Raw genomic sequence first — 17889 nt, 5'->3', positions numbered from 1 at the left:
CGGCACCGGGATGCTCCTCTTGACGTCGAGCGCGGCCCGTCGCCGCTCAGGGCAACCGGACGACCTGGGCCGCGTAGCTGAGTCCTGACCCGAAACCGACCAGGAGGGCGGCGCCGCCTCCTGGGTCGTGGCCCTCGGCCCGGAGCCGTTCGAGGGCCAACGGGATCGAGGCCGCGCTGGTGTTGGCCATGTCCACCACGTCCCGCGCCACGACGACCTGCTCGGGCAGCTTCAGCGACGCGACGATGGCCTCGATGATGCGGAGATTCGCCTGGTGGGGCACGAAGGCGACGAGGTCGTCCGCAGCCACCTCGGCCTGGTCCATGGCCCGCCTGGCCACCGCGGGGATCTGAGTGACGGCCCAGCGGTACACGCGTGGACCGTCCATGACCATGAAGGGACGTGTGCCGGGGGAGCCGTCACCGTCCAGCCAGGAATCGTGCTGTGCGATCAGCCCGGCCCGGGAACCGTCGCTGCCCCACACCACAGGACCGATGTCCGCGGGGTCGTCGCTCGGCCCCACCACCGCGGCCCCCGCCCCGTCACCGAACAGGAAGGCGGTGGACCGGTCCTTCGGGTCGATCAGGTCCGACATCCGTTCGGCCCCGATCACCAGCACGTACTCGGCCGTGCCGGCGACGATCATGTCCCGGGCCAGGGCCAGACCGGTGCTGAAGCCGGCACAGGCGGACATCACGTCGAAGGCGGCCCCTTCGATGTCCAGACCGTGTGCCACCCGCGCCGCCGCGGCGGGCGTCTGGTACAGGTACGACATGGTCGCCAGCAGGACGACGGAGACCTGCCGCGCATCGATGCCCGCCTCCACCAGGGCCTTCGCCGCCGCCTGCTGGGCCATGAAGGGGATGGTCTCCTCGGGCCCGGCGAAGCGCCGCGTGCGGATGCCGGAATGGCGCCGGATCCACTCGTCACTGGAGTCGATGGGCCCGCTGATCTCTTCGTTCGTGACCACGGCGGCCGGCCGGTAGGCGCCCACGCTCAGGATGCGGGCTCCCGTCGGTGCAGCCGGTGCCGTTGTTCCGTGCGTCATGACCCTCTCCCTTCTCTGGCCACCGTCACCTGGCTCGGTGCGCGGAACGCCAGCGACGTCAGGTACGGCGGACGGGGCGGCCCCGCCCAGCGCAGATCGGGAAGTCTCCGTACCGCCTGCCGGAGGACCGTCTGCACCTCGGCACGGGCCAGCTCCGCACCCGGGCAGCGGTGCAGCCCGATGCCGAAGGTCAGATGGCCCCGTACGTTGTCGCGCGCCGGGCAGAGCTTCTCCGGCTCGGTGAACACCTCCGGGTCCGAGCCGGTACTCGTCAGGAGCAGCAGCAACTCCGCCCCCTCGGGCAGGTCCACGCCGCCCAGGGTCACCGGCCGGGACGCCACCCTGCGCCACGCCGTCAGCGGGGCGTCGCGCCGCAGCACCTCTTCCGACCAGGCCGGGATCAGCCCCGGCTCGTCGGCCAACTGCTGCCAGGTGCCCTCGTCCTGCAGCGCCCGCAGGAAGGCGGAGCAGACGAACTGGCCGGTCGTGGCGTGCCCGGCCACCAGCATCGTGTACAGCACCGAGGCCGCCTGCTCGGTGGCCAGGGGTGTTCCGTCAGGCAGGCGGTGCCGGCGCAGGGCCGCCAGGACGGAGCCCTCCGGCACGTCGTCGCGCTGGACGGTGTCGGTGAGCCACCGGTAGAAGTCGGCCGCCTCGTCGGCCAGGGCGGGCTGCTTCGCGGGATCGGGCCGCCCCCAGAACAGTTCGATGGACGCCGCGGTCCAGTCGTACAGCGTGTCCACGCCCGGCGCTCCGTCGATGCCCAGGACGTGGAGCAGCACCCGGATGGGCACGCTGCGGGCGAGGGTGCGGCTGATGTCGGCCTGCCCGGCGCGTGCCAACTCCGCTTCCAGGCAGTCGAGTTCCTCGGAGACGATCCGTTCGATGTCCGGGAGGGCGGAGCGTACCCGGGCGGAGCTCAGCAGCCGCAGGGAGAGGGCGCGCAGTCCGGTGTGGCTCTCCTCGCTGTTGTTGAAAAGGGCCGGCGGCAGGGCGAAATCGGCCCTGGCCAGTGCGCGCAGGGACGGCATGCGGAGCCGGGTGACGGCGTCGAGAGTGTTGTCGTTGCGGAACGATTCTGGGTCCAGCAGTACACGCCGCACATCCTCGTAGCGGCTGACCAGCCATAGGTGTGTCAACTCGTCGTAATGGACGGAGTGTTCTTCCCTCAGATTCTGGTAGACGGGGTAGGGGCAGGCCGCGAACTCCTCCTGGAGGAGGTCGAACCGCGGTGGGGCGGACGAGTGGGGGGAGAGGTTCATATCGTTTCCACGGTCCTGCCGCGCTTGAGCCGGTTGCGGCAGTCCAGGACGTACGCCGCCTCGACGCACAGCAGGTCGTAGTCGATTCCTTCGTGGTCGGTGAGCAGGACCACCGCGTCCGCGTTGCGGAACTCGGTGCCGGAGGCGTCCACGCGGTGCACGCCGGTGGGTACGGGGAAGTTCCCGGGCACCCACGGGTCGACGGCCCGTACCTCGGCCCCCAGGGACAGCAGGAGTTCGGCGACGCGGAGGGCGGGCGACTCCCGGCAGTCGGAGACGTTCGCCTTGTAGGCGAGCCCGAGCAGGAGCACCGTCGAGCCGTTGACGGCCTTGCCCTGCCGGTTGAGCCCCTCGGACAGCCGCTGGACCACCTGCGCCGGACGGCGGCTGGCGATCTTCCGGGCCAGCGACCAGAACTGCAGCTCCTCACCGGTCTTCTGGCGGAGCCGCCAGGACAGGTACTCCGGATCGATGGGCAGGCAGTGACCGCCGACCCCGGGTCCCGGCGTGAACTTCATGAAGCCGAAGGGCTTGGTGGCGGCGGCCTCCAGGGATTCCCACACATCGATGTCCAGGGCGTGGGCCGCGTCGGCCAGTTCGTTGACGAGGGCGATGTTCACCGCCCGGAAGGTGTTCTCGATCAGCTTGGTGAACTCCCCCTCCTTCGTGCCGGACAGCGGCACGGTCCTCTCCACCAGAGGGGTGTAGAAGTCCTGGAGGGCGGCCAGCGACCGGGAACCGGTCCCGCTCACGATCTTCGGGGTGTTGACGAAGCCCCACTTCGGATTGCCGGGGTCGATGCGCTCCGGACTGAATCCGAGGTAGAAGTCCTCCTCGGCGGTGAGCCCGGACGCCTCCTCCAGGAGCGGGCGCACCACACCGTCGGTGGTCCCGGGGTACGTGGTGGACTCCACGATCACGGTGGCCCCGCGGTTGAGGTACTTGGCGATGGTGCCCGCCGCCTCCTCGACGAAGCCGAGATCCGGTGCGCCGTCCCGCAAGGGGGTCGGCACCGTGATGACCGCGACATCGAAGTCCTGCAGGACTGCGGGGTCGCAGGTGGGAATGTAGCGGCCGGTTTCGATCACTTTGCACAGCTGTGCGTCGGGGATGTCCTCGATGTACGACTGTCCGGTGGCGAGTTTCTCTGTACGTTCTTGGTCGATTTCCAGGCCGAAGACGGTGTGACCCGTCTCCGCCGCTCTGACGGCCAGTGGAAGTCCCACATATCCCTGGCCTATGACGACGACCTTCACGATGATCTCCCACGCTTCTACGAAGTGAATGAGTCCAGCACTTCCACTGGCCAGCCCATTTCGTCGAACCAGCGGCCACCGATGTCCCGGTTGATTGGAAATGCTTGGTTGCGCACCCCTGAGAAGAGGACCTGGTTGTTTCGCCGCAAAATATCGTCACCAAGCTCTTCGAGGGCTGCGGCGCGTGCCTTTGGATCGGCAATGCAGTCCGCCTCGTGCACCACGTCGACGAATTCGAGCGCGTCGTCGATCGAAGCGTTGTAATTGCGCACCCAGGAGCCCGGCAGGAACCGGTGCTCCTGCTTGGCCTCCATGAGCTGGCGTACTGCCTTGAACCCGACCCGTACGAGATCCCGGCGGCTCAACCACTTCGTCTCGTAGTTGATGCGATTGATGAGCGAGGCGCGCTCCATGCCCCTGCGGTGCTCTTCGGCCGTGCGGTAGAACACCCGATAGCCGTGTTCCTCCGGCTTCTCGAAGAAGGTGGAAGCCGGGTCGAGGAAGGGGATCATCGGGCAGAGCATGGGATTGACGCGCATGCCCTGGAACTTGGTGAGGAGATGCTGGCAGTACTCGACCGTCTCCATGACCGAGCGTTCGTCCTGCTCCGGCATGCCGATGAAGTACCACACGTCGATCTGATGGATTCCGATGTCCAGCGCGCGGTAGATCCAGTCCTCCATCTCCTCGTTGGTGAAGATGCCACGGCCGGCGAGTTTGGCAACCCGGAAGTCGTGGCTCTCCGGCGAGAGCGTGATGGAAGTGTGCAGATTGGCCGCAGCCATGCGCTTCAGGGTGTGTTCGGACGTCAGCCGGAACTGCTCGTAACTGATCGACTTGAACTGCGATTCCGCCACCCGGTCGAGGAAGTACTCCATTCCCTGGCGGGTTTCATTGTAGGAGCCCACCGAGTAGAAGTGATAGTTGTCGGCGCCTTCGACTTTGTTCAGGGTGTCGAATTCATAGGCGACCTCCTCCGGAGCCTTCCGCGACATGGAGGGCTTGCGTTTGAAGATGCGCCGGAAAGCCTCCCGGGAGCCGCCGCACCAGCCGCAGTTGTACGCGCAGCCGGCGTTCTGCGTGGAGAGCACCTCACGGATGCCCGCCCCCACCGAGTCGTCCGGCCCGGTCGTCCAGTCCACGCCGCAGGAGAACGTGGCGGGCAGGTGCGAGAAGTCGTTGTCGTGCACCTCCCCGTCGCGCGACTTCCACATCAGGTTGGGAATGCCGCGGAAGTCGGTACTGCCGAGCCGCACGGCCTCCATGAGCGCCGCGGTCGGCTCGTGGGTGTCGTAGCCGCGCATCACCAGGTCGATCTGCGGCATGCGGACCAGCTCGTCGGCGTAGTACGTCGAGGACGTACCGCCGAAGAGGATCAGGATCTCCGGACGTGCGGCCTTGATCCGCTCGGCGATCTCCAGGCTGCCCTGGACGTGCACCATCCAGTGCAGGTCGATTCCCACCACCGGAGCGTCGATCGCCTCGATGACGCGGTCGATCGGGAGCTGCGGGTAACGCAGCAGCAGCGAGCTCAGGTTGAGCAGCTTCACGTCGTTGCCGCGGTCGCCGAGGAAGCGCTGAAGGGTCTTGAAGCCGATCGGGAAGTACTCGTACAGCGGTGTGATGGGCACGTCGCCCGACGTGCCGAGGAAGGGGAAGTAGATGTCCCTGCGGTCCCGGAAGTCGAACACGGCCGGGGCGTGCAGGAAGAGGATGTCGGCCCGCAGCGAGGGCAGGGAGACGGGGGCGGGGGACACGGGCGTCCCGGCCGGCGAGGTGGAGGACACGGTCTACCGCTTCCCGGGGGAGGTACCGGGAGCGACGGCCGCGGGCCCGGCGAGCGAATCGGCGAGGATCCTGCGCCGTACCTTCCAGGAACCGGTGAAGGGGATCTCCTCCCAGCGGAGTTCGCGGACGGGAACCTCGGCGATCCCCAGCCGCCCGGCCACCTGCTTCCACCGGGTACGGTCCAACGCCGAGCCGTCGCGCACGCACACGGCGGCGGCCAGACCGTCCGGGGCGGGCTTCACGAGCACCGCCTCGCACAGCTCGGGAAGCGCCTCCAGCAGCGCGTCCTCGACCTCCAGCAGACTGATGTGTCCTTCGGCCTGGTCCACCACCCGGTCGAGCAGCTCCAGCTCCCCGTCGGAGGTGAGCCGGCCGACGTCCTGCATGGCCCACCAGGCGTCGCGCGCCGGTGCGGGACTGCCGACGTAGCCCAGGCTCAGCCCTGCGGTGCGTACCTCGATGCCACCGGTGGTGCCCGGCGGGACGGGCGTACCGTCGCCGTCGACCACCCGCACCTCGGAGAGCCCGGGAACGGGCCTGCCGACGTTGCGGCTCGATATCGTGCCCAGGTCGCCGCGGGTGATGACGCGCATCGTGGTGGGACCGCTCTCGGTCTGCCCGTAGCCCTGGAGGTAGACCGCCTCCGGCTGGTCGGAGGCGCCGAGGAGTGCGCGGACGGTCCGCGGGTGGATCGCGTCGAAAGTGCTCACGAACCGCCGGACCCGGCCGAAGGGACGCTCCGGGTCGTCCGCCAGCGCCTCCCAGCGCAGCAGCAGGTTGGGATGGGATTCCACGCTCACCGGCCGGTGGGTGAGGAGCAGCTCCCGGATGTGTTCGATGCCGGGGTCGGCGGCGGCCACCAGCGGGGTGCCCATGATCAGGTTGCCGAGCAGCGCGGAGGACGCCCGGATGTGCGTGGGCGAGACGCAGCGGAAGGAGACGTCGGTCTGCGGTCCGGTCTGCTGGGCGACGCGCAGGGTGGGAGCGGCGTGTGCGTACAGCCCGGCGGTGGACTGCACGATCAGCTTGGGCAGGCCGGTGGTGCCGGAGGAGTGGGTGATGATCGCTCCGTCGCCGTCCGCGCGGCGGTGCGGACGGTGGGCCTCTCCCGCGACCAGCGGGCGGATCCAGTCCGCCGCACTGCCGTCGACCGACCGGACGGACGCGGTGAGGCGCTCGACGTCTCCACTGAAGGGGGCGAGACGTTCGGCGCCGTGGGCGTCGGTGAGGAGTACGGGCTCCTCCAGCTTCTTCAGCAGGGCCACCAGTTCCCTGGCGCCCATGCGCGCCGAGAGCAGTGCCGGAACCGCGCCGATGCGGATCGCGGCGGCGGCCAGGGCCTGCACGTCGATGTGGTCGCGCTTGATCACCGCCACGCGCGTCCCGGGCCTGACCCCCGCGGTCCACAGCCGGTCGGCGAAGTCACGGACGAATTCGGCGAGTCCGGCGTGATCGAGGGCTTCCTTGCCCGTGCCCGCCCAGGGAGCGTCGGCGATCAGCGGAGTGTCGGGGTGCTGCTCGGCCGCGTGGAGGACGGCCTCGCTCAGATTAACGTTCGTCGTTGGGTTCACGCTCGTCGTCCTTCGGTGAGGAGGCGATGCAGGGGGGTGGTTCCTCGGTGCGGCGGACCGCTCGCCGGTCGGCCAGGGCCACGGCGATCCGGCCGGCCAGAGCGGCGGAGTTGAGCAGCACGGCGCGATTGGCGACCGCGCTGCGCTCGCCCGTGGCCGCGCCGATGTGCTTCATGAGGTAGGGCGTCAGGGAAGGGCCGCGGACACCGTCGCGTTCCGCCGCGTCCAGTGCCTCCTGGATCACCCGGTCGTGCTCGGTGACGTCCAGCGCCGCGTCGTGCGGGATCGGCGCGGCCACCAGCAGGCTGCCCGTGCCACCGAGCTGCCAGTGGAACTCGGCCGCCGCGGCGACCTGTTCGTCCTTGTCCATCCGGTGCGGTACGGGGAAGCCGCTGGTCGGGCAGTAGAAGGCGGGGAACTGGTCGCAGCCGTGCCCGATCACCGGGACGCCCTGGGTTTCGAGGTACTCCAGGGTGGCTCCGACGTCCAGGATGCTCTTCACCCCGCCGGACACGACCACGGCGCTGCTGCGGGTCAGCTCGATCAGGTCGGCCGAGACGTCGAACGACTCGGCGGCGCCCCGGTGCACGCCGCCCAGGCCGCCGCAGGCGACGACCTCGACACCGGTCAGGTCGGCGACGGCGAGGGTGGCGGCGAAGGTGGTCGCGCCGAGGCCGCCACCGCTCAGCACCGGGCCGAGGTCGCGGTTGCCGACCTTGGGCACCCGCACGGCGGTGGCGATGCGCTCGGCGGTCTCCGGATCCAGGCCCACCCGGACGCTCCCGTCGACCACGGCGACCATGGCGGGCACCGCACCGGATTCCCGTACCGCGCCTTCCGCGGCGGAGGCCGTCTCCAGGTTCTGCGGGTGGGGCAGGCCGTGGGCGATGACGGAGGACTCCAGCGCGACGACGGGGCGGCCCGAAGCCAGCGCGTCGCGGACCTCGGGTGCGAGAACGATCGGGTCGGGGAGAGTCGCGGGGCTCATGTGGTCACCTTTCGCATGATCTGGGTGGCGGTGCCGCGGCAGCGCAGGTCGCCGCCCTGGAACAGGCGCACCGCGACGGTCGCGTGACGGCGCGTCAGTTCCGTCGCCTCCGCCTCGACGCGGACCGGGCCGACCGCCAGCGGTGCGAGGAATTCCAGAGTGAGTTCGCCGGTCAGGAAGTCCCGGTCGTCGGGCATCAGGGTGAGCATGACCAGGCCGGCGTACTGGTCGATGAGTGCGGCGATGTAGCCGCCGAAGATCGTGTTCTCCCGTACGGCGAACTCGGCGGTGCAGACGAAGTCCACGGTGACCCAACCCGGGCCCCACCGGTCGCAGTTCGGCAGCCGGAGCCGGTCGATGCACGGGGGAGCCGGGGCGGTTCCGGCCACGATCAGATCGAGAAGCGCACGGCGGGCAGTCTTCCCGCCTGCTTCGGGGAAGCCCTCGGGAGGCTTCACGCCAAGGCCAAGGACAGTGCTGTCCACCATTCTCCTACCTGTGTCGAGACCACACACACGGTGTCGTCGGGGAGGGATGTACGAGACGCCGCCGCCGTCGGCGAGCACAGTGCGGTGCGGTGTCCTCGTGGCACCAGCGGCAGCGAGCGGGGCCGGAATCCGTGCCCCGACGAGGAGGAAGTCGCCTTGTAGACAGCCTCCTTCGCGGCGAACAGACGGGTGGGGTCGAGCCAGGAGGGCTCGGTGCGCAGGGCGGCGAGCTCCTGCTCCGTGCACAGCAGCCGCATGGCCCCCGGAGGCACCTGGCCGCGGCGTTCCAGGTCCACACCGACTCCGGTGACACGGCGGCTCGCGGGCCCTCCGTGCCATGCGACGGCCACGGCGTAGCGGCCGCGGTGGGTGAGGGACACCTGCGTGCCGGGGGGTGCCTGGGGGGCGCCGGACTCCGCTGTTCCGAGCGCTCCCGGAGCCACCCCCAGGGCATGCAGCGCGGTACGCAACGCCCGCCGCCCGCCCGCCCGTTCGGCCGCGCGAGGCCAGGTCGGGCAGACGTCGGCGCCGCTGTCCACGGGGGCCGCCAACGGCGGTCCGCCGAAGGGCAGCACACAGATGGCCAGCCGCCCTCCGGCGAACTCGCACACCCGCACCGCTGGTCCCCTCGAACGCCGGCGGCCCCCCGTGGTCATCCGGTCAGCCGGCCTTGCTCTGGCCGGGCTTGGGCAACTTGGCGATCAGGGCCGCGGACACCAGGAACACCGCGACCATGACGACAAGACCCACCGAGAACCCGTTGCCGAGCTGTCCGGCGGTCGCCTCCTCCAGGCTGTCGCCGGGAATCGCGCCGAGCACCGCCATACCGATGACCGCGATGCCCACGGCGCCGCCGACCTGCTGGCCCGTGGACAGCAGCCCCGACGCGGCACCGGCCTCCGACGACTGGATACCGGCCAGCACCGTCGACAGCAGCGGAGCCAGCACGAGTCCCAGGCCGCAACCGGTCACGAAGATCGGCGGAATGATCCACAGCGACAGCGTCCAGTCGTGGACGAGCAGCACCGGGATGATCATGAGAGCACTGCCGGCCGCGGACGCCAGCGCTCCCCAGAGCGCCACCTTCCGGCCGCCGTGCCGCGCGATCAGCCCCTTCGACCGGGTCGAGGTGATGAAGGAACCGACGGAGTACGTGACCATCGACAGCCCGGCCTCCAACGCGGACTCTCCCAGGCCGTACTGCAGGAGGTAGGAGAAGTACAGGAAGAAGGAGTACAGGGCGCTGAAGAAGACGAAGTACAGCGTCACGCCGAGCCGGAAGACCCGGTCCCGCCACAGTCCCGGGGGCAGCAGCGGTGTGTTCCCGCGCTTGGCGATCCGTCCCTGCTGGACCAGGAAGCCCCAGGCCAGCGGCACGGTCGCGGCCAGCAGGAGCCAGGACCAGAGCGGCCAGCCGTGGTCCCGTCCGACGGTGAGCGGCGTCATCAGCGCCACGAGCAGGGCGCTGAGCAGGAGGGCGCTGGAGACACTGGTCCTTCCGGCGTTCTCGTTGCGGGCCACGGGCACCAGCTTCTGCGCCAGCACCAGGGCGACCAGCCCGATGGGAACGTTGATCAGGAACACGGCGCGCCAGCTGGAACCCGCGATGTCCAGGGAGATCAGCACACCCGCGAGGACCGGGCCCGCGATGGTTCCCATACTGATGACGGCGCCCAGGGCGGCGAAACCGCCGGCCCTGCGCTCCGGCGACAGCACCGTCTGAATGGTGGCGAGCACCTGGGGGTAGAGCAGTCCCGCGCTGAGCCCCTGGACGACGCGGGCGCCGATCAGCAGCTCGGGCGTCGGAGCCAGACCGCAGGCCAGCGAGGCGAGGGTGAAAAGTAACAGCCCGGTGCTGAAGATCGCCCTGCGCCCGGCGAGGTCGCCGAGCCTGCCGCCGGTGACGAGGAGCGTCGCGTACCCGATCTGGTAGCCGGCGACGATGAGCTGGATGTCCGCGAGGCTGGCTCCCAGGTCGTCCTGGATCGCGGGCGCGGCGGTGTTCACGATGGACACATCGGCCAGCACCATGAACGCCGCGGTGAGCACGAGGGCCACGGCGCGGCTGGCGGACTTGTCCGCGTCAGCCGTTGACGAGGGGGACGTCGACGGCGACGTAACCCTTTCTGACATGAATCTCTCCTGGTGGAACGTAGGGGTCTAGGGGGGTGGTCTGCGGGGGACGGGGGAGACCCGGTGGTGGAGTCGTTACACGGGCGTCGCCGCCTTCCGGCCCGTCTCCTCGGCGAGGATCGCCGCGGCCCGGTCGCGCATCTGACGGCGCAGCAGTTTGCCCGCCGGGTTGCGCGGAATGTGCTCGACCGGCAGGAACCTGCTGGGCCGCTTGTAGCTGGCGAGCTCGCGGACTGCCAGGCCGAGGAGTTCCTGCTCGTCGAAGGAGTCGGCGTCGACGGGCTGCACGAATGCCCAGGGGGTGTGCCCCCAGGCCTCGGACGGCGCGGCGACCACCGCCACGTCGGTGACGTTCGAGGAGAGCCGCAGCACCCGTTCGATCTCGGCGGGGTACACGTTCTGCCCGCCGCGCAGGATCAGGTCGGTCCGACGGTCGACGGTCCAGAGCCGTCCGTCCTCCTCCACGTAGCCCAGGTCGCCGGTGTGCAGCCAGCCGTCCCTGAGCGTCTCCGCCGTGGCCTCGGGGCGGCGCCAGTACTCGCGCATCGTGCCTTCTCCGCGCAGGCAGATCTCGCCCACCTCGCCGACCCCGGCGGGCCGGCCGTCCTTGGTGCGGACCTCGGCGTCCACGCCCAGCATGGCCACGCCGGCGCACCGGGCACCGGCGTGCCGGGGAGGCTCGGAGAGCCTGCCGGAGCGGCTGGTGACGACCGGTCCACCGCCTTCGGTGAGTCCGTACGTGTTGAGCAGCGGCCGCCCGAGCCTGGCCACCGCCAGGTTGTGCAGGCTCTCCGGCATGGGCTCGGCGGTGTGGATGATCAGGTCGACACTGCTGAGGTCCGCGGTCTGAAGGGCCTTCGTCTGCACCAGCAGCCGGATCATGCTCGGCACCATCAGGACGTGCGCGACCCGCCACTCTTCCAGCGCCCTCAGACACGACTGCGGCGTGAACCGGTCGAGCACACAGACGGTGCCGCCGGCGGCGAGGTAGTCCAGCGCGATGACCATGCTGCCGTGGAAGAGCGGGCTGGCGTTCAGATACACCGTGCCCGTCGGCGGCCGGACGTCCCCGAGCCAGGACATCGCCTGCGCCTGGAGGGAACGGTGCGTGGTCAGCACGCCCTTGGGATGCCCCGTGGTCGCCGAGGTGTGCAGGATGGCGAAGGCGTCGTCGAGCCCCGCCGGGCGCAGCCGCGGAGTGCCGTCCCACCCGGCGACGGCGTCCGGCACGTCCTCGATCGGCCATGTCTCCAGGGCCGGGGCGAGCCCGGCGAGGCGCCCGACGCTCGTCCTCTGGGCGATGGCCAGCTCTGGTTCGACGTAGTCCAGGATGTACGAGACCTCGGAGTCGGCGAGATCGGCGTTCACCGGGACCACCACCGTGTTGGCCGCGGCGCAGGCAAGGTAGGTGACCAGGACCTCCAGGCGGTTCTGGCTCATCGTCAGCACACGGGCACCCTCGGACACCTGGCGGACGATCCGGCCGGCCAGGGCGTGCACTTCCGCCTGCAGCTGACGCCAGGTCAGTTCCCGGTGGGCGTCGCGCAGGGCGACCGCGTCGGGGGCCAGCGCGACCTGACGGGTGAGGATGCGTTCGAGCCACATGTCAGCCGGCCTCCTTCGCCAGCAGCTGATCGATGCCCTTCAGGGTGTTGGTCAGGGCGAGCTCGTCGTCGTCGAGCGGACGCCCGGCCTCCTCCTCGCAGCGCAGTGCGATACGGATCACCTCGCCCGAGTTGATGCCCGCGGTGTGGAACTCGTCCGCGTCACCGACCCGTTCCAGCATCAGCGGGTTGTCCAGGCAGCCCGCCACCAGTTCGCGTGCGTTCACATGCGTTCCTTCCAGGGTCGTGCGCTGACACCGGCCAGCGCCCAGAGCGGCACCGGCTCGCCGTCCGCACGGATGATCAACGGGGCCGCGTCGTCCACGGCGCAGGGCAGCAGCCTGTTGAAACGCCCGCCGCGGCAGGCTTCGCGGAACGAGTCGTCCGCGCCGGTCCGGCCGATCAGATGGGCGAAGACCGGATCGAGGACCTTCCAGCGTCCGTCCTCCTCCACCTCGCACCAGGTGTGGTCACCGCCGACGAGCCCGAGGATGTATCCCCGCCGGGTCCGCGCGGTCAGCCCGGCCGCGCGCAGCTGCGCGGCGATCAGCCGGCTGGCCACCACGCAGTCGGCCATGCCCAGTTCCCACGCCCGCTCCGGGTCCGCGCGCAGGGCCTCGGCGACGGCCTGGTACGCGACGGCCCCGCTGCCCAGCGCGTCGAGGACGCGGTCGTAGGCCGACCGGACACGCGGGTCACGGGCCTGGTCCTCGGTACCGGACAGCCGCACCACGACGCGGTACCCGCTGTCCTGGTAACCCCGGTCCGCCAGGCCCGGGGTTACCGCGCCCGCATGGCCCGGGGTTGCCGCGCCCGCATGGCCCGGGGTTGCCGCGCCCGCCAGGCTCGGGGTTGCCGCGTCCGTACCGCCCGGCGCGCTCGCGTCCGTACCGCCCGGCGTCTCCAGTACGTCGAGAAGCTCCACCCCGTCGGCGCCGGAGTCCGGCACCGCCAGGCACAGCGGTCCCAGCTCCCTGGCCACCCGGCGGCTCGTCTGGGGCGGCTGCACGGTGACGTCCCAGGTCTGCGGCCGGTACCAGGTGCTCGGCGCCGACTGGCCGAAGCGCAGCAGGAACCGCCAGGCGAGTTCGGGCACGGAGGTCCCGCTGCCCGAGAAGTAGGCCGCGTTGGTCAGATCCGTGTAGTCGAACAGGGTGCCGCGCCCGGGGTCCCGCACGTGCGGCAGGTCCGACGCCGCGAGCGGCGCCAGTCGGTCGGCCGCGATGCCCAGATGGACCGCGGCGTCCTCAAGGTCGGTGTCGTAGCTGGCCAGGTCCCCGGGAACGGGGCGAAAGCCCGTGCCCGTCAGCGTCCCGGCTGCCCGTGTGGCGGCCATGGCTGTCAGCCCTCCACCGGCTGGACGATATTGCGGGCCAGCTCGCGTGCCGTACCCGATTCGTACAGGACCTCGTCCGGCACCGCGATGCCGCACACCTCCTCGACCCGCACTACGACGCGCAGCAGCTTGACGGACTCCATGCCCGGCAGCCCCTTCAGCGGTGCCTCGACGTCGATGTCCGCGGTTTCGACGCCCAGCACCTCGGCCAGGGCGGTGACCACGGCCTGCTCGACCTCCGTGAGCCGGCCGGTGTCCGTCCGATCGGTCTGTGGGTTCATGCCTGTGCTCCTTCGATGCCCGCACGCTGAGGACCTGTGATCTGGCTTTGCACGTACATCTGCCGGGCCTGCTGCCGCTTCACCTTTCCGGAGCTGGTGAACGGGATGGACCGGGGAGCGACGGGGACGACCTCGATGTTGTCGAAGCCCAGCCGGTCCACGATCTCCGTCCGGATCCGGGCCACCAGCTGTGCGGCCTCGTCCGTGTCGAGGGACGTCTCGAACATGACGGCGATCCGCTCGTCGCCCTCGCCCGCTCCGGTCAGACCGAGGGCCGCGCAGTGCCTGCGGTCGACGCCGGGGATCTGCCGGACGATCTCCTCGACGTCCTCCGGGTAGTAGTTCTGACCGCGGATGACGATCATGTCCTTGAGCCGGCCGACGATGTAGAACTCGTCGTCCAGGGCGAACGCGAGGTCACCGGTGCGCAGCCATCCGTCGCCGGTGAACGGTTGCTCCGCCTCAGGCAGGTTGAGGTATCCCCGCATGACCGCGGGACCGTGCAGCTGGATCTCTCCGACGACCCCGTCGGCCAGCGGCAGGTCACCGTCGCCGACCCGGACCTCCAGGCCCGGGACCGCCTTCCCGACGCACACCACCGGGCGCGCCTCTGCAGCCTGTGCGGCGACCGGCCTGACCGTCTCGCCGAGACCGAGCGCGTACCGGTCGACCCGCAGGGTCCTGGGGCGGCTGTGCAGGTCCGCGTAGGTGGCCACCAGCGTCGCCTCGGCCATCCCGTACGCGGGAAGCATGGTCTGCGGCCGGAAACCGAAGGGCGTGAACGCCGCCTCGAACCGGTCGACGGTGCGCTGCTGGACCGGCTCGGCCGCGTTGTACGCCACCCGCCACTTCGACAGGTCAAGACCTTCGGGCGCCCCCTCGGCAACGGCGTCGACCATGTAGTCGAACGCGAAGTTGGGAGCGGGCATCGCGGTGGCCGCCGACGCCGAGAAGCTGACCAGCCACTTCCTGGTGTCGCGTACGAAGTCCGAGGGACGCCACAGACAGACGGACGAGCCCCGGGCGAACGCGCTCAGCATGAGGAACAGACCCATGTCGTGGAAGAGCGGAACCCACTGGCCCATCACGTCGTCCTCGGTGCTCCAGTCGACGCCGTCCGCCAGCGACGCCAGGCCCGCCCGCACGTTGGCGTGGGACAGCGCCACGCCCTTCGGCGCGGACGTACTGCCCGAGGTGTACTGGATCACCGCGAGGTCACCGCTGTCACCGGAGTCCCCGAGGTCCCGGGGCACCGGGCCGGTGGGCCGTTCGGTGATGTTCACGAACGGCAGCGCGGGCAACGCGGCCTGCAGCCGAGTGGCGATGCGGGCCGTGGTGTCGTCCACCAGGACGGCGTCGAGGGCGGCGTCGTCGGCGATCCGGCGGATGTGCGCCTGATAGGTGTCGAAACCCGGGAAGGCCACCGGCAGCGCGATGGGCACGGCCGCACCGCCCAGCCGTGCGGCGGCCAGCAGGCCGCGGACCCACGGCTCACCGTTGGCCATGAGCAGGCCGATCCGGGGTCTGACCGGCTGCCGCAGCGCGCTCAGCAGAGTGCCTGCCGTGCGTTCCGCGTCGCCGAGCACCCGCTCGAAGGGATGGTGGGTGGCGTCGCGGAGCGGAGTGTGCAGCACGGTCTCCGGCCGCACCACTCCGGTCAGATCGGTCCACAACGACTGTGTCATGACGGCTCCAACTCCGTGTTCTCCCTGAATTCGATCCGGGTTCCGACGCTCAGACCCAGTTCCGTGGCGGTCAGTTGCCGCCCGGCGGCGATGAGAACGTTGTAGTGATTGGGCGCGTGGCATTCGTCGAAGCCGACGACGGTGCCGACGACCCGGCCGTCCACGCAGAACGCGTCGCCCCGTTCGATGACGCCGGGCTCGTCGAAGGCCGCGAAGCCCAGGAACCCGACCCGGTCCACCTTCTCGCCGGTCCGCCGCGGTGACTCGAAAGTGGTCACGAGCTCGTGGACGGCCCCGGCGGAGACACAGCGCGAACCCCACGGGGACAGGTGCATCCCGCGGTCGTCGCGCGAGTGGTACATCAGCTTGACCATCCGCCCGGCGAACGGGCCCTTGCTCGGGTCCGCCATGCGCGGACGCTTCTCCTTGCGGCGGGCCGTGCGGTACGCCTCCTCGACGAGGGCGACGATCGCGCTCCCGTCGTCCCCGTGCGCTCCGCCGCGAGCGACGGAGCTCCGGAACTCCCGGAGGATCCCCCGGTATTCGTGGGACAGGGAGGACTTGAACGCGGTGTAGCCCGCCAGCATGTCCGCGGAGAGCACGCCGCCGTCCTTCAGACGCACCGTGACGTCCTTGGTCTCGCCCTCGGGCAGGGCCCAGTCGAGCTCCACGGTCACGGGCACACCGCCGTCGACGGCACGCAGCCGGAGGTCCCCCCAGTACTCCACACCGGAACGCAGGTTCCCGATGGTGGCGTCCTCCAGGACCAGGTCGCCGAGGAGGAAGCGGGCGGTGTCGAGCGCGTTGGGGCCGTTGTCGATGACGCTGCCGCCACCGCAGCGGGCGACGTCCAGGTACCACTGGTCGGAGCCCATGTGCTCCTCGATCTTCTCGTGGTACCGCAGCCGCACCGACGCGATGTGCGAGGCCGACGGCAACTGCTCCCGGAGGTCGCGGACATGGCGGTTGTAGCGGCGGTGGAAGGCGGTGAAGAGGGCCGCACCGGTACGCCGGGAAACCTGCTGAAGCCTGCGGGCGTCAGCGAGGGCGACGGTGAGCGGCTTCTCGCAGCACACGTGCACGCGCCGCTCCAGCGCCGCCTCGATGACGGGCGCGTGGAGATCGTTCGGCAGGGTGATGACCACCGCGTCGACAGTCCCGGAGTCCAGCAGTTCCTCGTACGAGGTGTGCACGCCCACGCCCCGCTCGGCGAACGCTGCCAGCTTGTCCCGGTCGAGGTCGCACACAGCCGTGAGGTCCCAGGCGGCGTCGGCCGCCACCGCCTCCAGGAAGAAGGGGGCGATGCTGCCGAGACCGATCACGCCCAGACGCATGGAGGTCATCCCCGGCCACCCGGGGAGGTACGGAAGGGCAGCGCCGCGAGGGACAACTCCCCGGTGATCTGCGCCAGTTCGGTGACGATGCCCTCCGCGACGGCGACGCCGTCCGCCTCGGCGGCGGTGGCGCGCTCGGCCTCGGGCAGGCCGGGGTAGGCCACACGGTCCACATAGCCGGCCGGCGGGCAGGCGAGAACCGTGCCGAGCAGTTCGTCCACACGGTTCTCGAAATCGGCACGGACGCCGAACGCCTCCGGGGACACCGCGATGAGCACATGGCCGATGTCGTCGTCGTCCTGCGGCCCGTCGAAGGCCGCCGGGTGCGGCCCGTGCCCCGCACCGGCGAGCGGACCGCACAGCAGGTCCACCAGCAGCCCGAGCCCGAAGCCCTTGGCGCCTCCGGTCCCGTGCAGGCCGCCGAGCCACAGCACGTCGGCGGTGCCCTGCGCGTACTCCTCGGGGTGGGTGGTGGAGGTTCCGTCCGGCCGTATCAGCCATCCCGGCGGAACCTGCTCACCCCGCTTGCGGGCCTGGTTGACCTTGCCCGTGGCCGCGACCGTGGTGCTCATGTCCAGCACGAAGGGGGCCCGTTCACCTCCGGGCACCGCCGCCCCCAGCGGGTTGGTGCCGAGCATCCTGACCGTGCCGCCCAACGGCGGAACCACGCCCTGACGGCCGCAGTTGGTCATCGCCAGGCCGATCATTCCGGCCTGGGCAGCCCGATGGGCGTACGCCCCGGTGGCTCCGAAGTGAGTGCTGTTGCGTACGGTCACGAAACCCACGCCCGACTCGGCGGCGATCTCGCACGCGAGGTCCATCGCCTCGGCGGCGCCGACCAGACCGAGGCCGCGGTTGCCGTCCGCGGCCACCGCCACGCCGGTGCGCCGGACCACCTCAAGCTTGGCCGACGGGTCGATGCGCCCGCTGCGCAGGCCAGGGACGTAGGAGTTGACGAGCTGGTTCAGACCGTGCGTCGGATACCCGCGGGTCTCCGCGTACACCAGGATGTCGGCTGCGGTCGATGCGGCTGACTCGGTCAGTCCGCAGGCCCGCAGGATCGACTCACAGCCGGCGTGCAGTTGCTGCACACCGATGAGGGCAGTCATCACTTT

General features: G+C 70.4%; 16 protein-coding genes. All 16 read right to left on the bottom strand.

Features of this window, described 5'->3' with window-relative positions; all coding sequences use genetic code 11:
* Window positions 1-46: 46 nt before the first annotated feature.
* The 16 genes from ACH4SP_RS27640 to ACH4SP_RS27565 all read right to left on the bottom strand — a co-directional run bounded on the left by ACH4SP_RS27640 (window position 47) and on the right by ACH4SP_RS27565 (window position 17883).
* Complete coding sequence (locus ACH4SP_RS27640; protein WP_398418515.1) at window positions 47-1048, bottom strand: beta-ketoacyl-ACP synthase III; 1002 nt, start codon at window positions 1046-1048, stop codon at window positions 47-49.
* Complete coding sequence (locus ACH4SP_RS27635) at window positions 1045-2310, bottom strand: cytochrome P450 (protein ID WP_398418513.1); 1266 nt, start codon at window positions 2308-2310, stop codon at window positions 1045-1047. The genes ACH4SP_RS27640 and ACH4SP_RS27635 overlap by 4 nt, the downstream gene beginning before the upstream one ends.
* Window positions 2307-3566, bottom strand: coding sequence for a nucleotide sugar dehydrogenase (locus tag ACH4SP_RS27630; RefSeq protein ID WP_398418511.1), 1260 nt, complete (start codon window positions 3564-3566; stop codon window positions 2307-2309). Before ACH4SP_RS27630 ends, ACH4SP_RS27635 begins: the two co-directional genes overlap by 4 nt.
* A 17-nt stretch (window positions 3567-3583) precedes the next feature.
* On the bottom strand, window positions 3584-5257 hold the full coding sequence (locus tag ACH4SP_RS27625) for a B12-binding domain-containing radical SAM protein (protein WP_398418509.1): 1674 nt from the start codon (window positions 5255-5257) through the stop codon (window positions 3584-3586).
* Window positions 5258-5356: 99 nt separating this feature from the next.
* The gene (locus ACH4SP_RS27620) at window positions 5357-6925 is read right to left on the bottom strand and encodes a class I adenylate-forming enzyme family protein (protein WP_398418507.1); all 1569 of its coding nucleotides are present in this window, start codon (window positions 6923-6925) and stop codon (window positions 5357-5359) included.
* Complete coding sequence (locus tag ACH4SP_RS27615) at window positions 6903-7913, bottom strand: pseudouridine-5'-phosphate glycosidase (protein WP_398418505.1); 1011 nt, start codon at window positions 7911-7913, stop codon at window positions 6903-6905. Before ACH4SP_RS27615 ends, ACH4SP_RS27620 begins: the two co-directional genes overlap by 23 nt.
* Entirely contained in the window at window positions 7910-8371 is a 462-nt protein-coding gene (locus ACH4SP_RS27610) for a PaaI family thioesterase (RefSeq protein ID WP_398418504.1), read from the bottom strand. Before ACH4SP_RS27610 ends, ACH4SP_RS27615 begins: the two co-directional genes overlap by 4 nt.
* Window positions 8368-9018 carry a 4'-phosphopantetheinyl transferase superfamily protein gene (locus ACH4SP_RS27605; RefSeq protein ID WP_398418502.1) on the bottom strand — a complete coding sequence of 217 codons (651 nt, stop codon included), beginning with the start codon at window positions 9016-9018 and terminating at the stop codon, window positions 8368-8370. Before ACH4SP_RS27605 ends, ACH4SP_RS27610 begins: the two co-directional genes overlap by 4 nt.
* Window positions 9019-9061: 43 nt before the next feature.
* Entirely contained in the window at window positions 9062-10534 is a 1473-nt protein-coding gene (locus ACH4SP_RS27600) for an MFS transporter (RefSeq protein ID WP_398418499.1), read from the bottom strand.
* Window positions 10535-10609: 75 nt separating this feature from the next.
* Window positions 10610-12139 carry a class I adenylate-forming enzyme family protein gene (locus ACH4SP_RS27595; protein WP_398418497.1) on the bottom strand — a complete coding sequence of 510 codons (1530 nt, stop codon included), beginning with the start codon at window positions 12137-12139 and terminating at the stop codon, window positions 10610-10612.
* 1 nt (window position 12140) lies between these two features.
* Window positions 12141-12365, bottom strand: coding sequence for a hypothetical protein (locus ACH4SP_RS27590; RefSeq protein ID WP_398418495.1), 225 nt, complete (start codon window positions 12363-12365; stop codon window positions 12141-12143).
* Entirely contained in the window at window positions 12362-13474 is a 1113-nt protein-coding gene (locus ACH4SP_RS27585; protein ID WP_398418493.1) for a transglutaminase domain-containing protein, read from the bottom strand. Before ACH4SP_RS27585 ends, ACH4SP_RS27590 begins: the two co-directional genes overlap by 4 nt.
* Before the next feature lie 5 nt (window positions 13475-13479).
* Entirely contained in the window at window positions 13480-13755 is a 276-nt protein-coding gene (locus tag ACH4SP_RS27580; RefSeq protein ID WP_398418492.1) for an acyl carrier protein, read from the bottom strand.
* Complete coding sequence (locus ACH4SP_RS27575) at window positions 13752-15440, bottom strand: AMP-binding protein (protein ID WP_398418490.1); 1689 nt, start codon at window positions 15438-15440, stop codon at window positions 13752-13754. Before ACH4SP_RS27575 ends, ACH4SP_RS27580 begins: the two co-directional genes overlap by 4 nt.
* Window positions 15437-16783 carry a Gfo/Idh/MocA family protein gene (locus ACH4SP_RS27570; RefSeq protein ID WP_398418488.1) on the bottom strand — a complete coding sequence of 449 codons (1347 nt, stop codon included), beginning with the start codon at window positions 16781-16783 and terminating at the stop codon, window positions 15437-15439. Before ACH4SP_RS27570 ends, ACH4SP_RS27575 begins: the two co-directional genes overlap by 4 nt.
* The gene (locus ACH4SP_RS27565) at window positions 16780-17883 is read right to left on the bottom strand and encodes an Ldh family oxidoreductase (RefSeq protein WP_398418486.1); all 1104 of its coding nucleotides are present in this window, start codon (window positions 17881-17883) and stop codon (window positions 16780-16782) included. The genes ACH4SP_RS27570 and ACH4SP_RS27565 overlap by 4 nt, the downstream gene beginning before the upstream one ends.
* Window positions 17884-17889: the final 6 nt, after the last annotated feature.

The sequence above is a fragment of the Streptomyces sp. NPDC021093 genome (genome assembly GCF_044333135.1).
In the GTDB taxonomy this organism is placed as follows: domain Bacteria; phylum Actinomycetota; class Actinomycetes; order Streptomycetales; family Streptomycetaceae; genus Streptomyces.
This window is presented reverse-complemented; position numbering and strand designations above follow the sequence as displayed.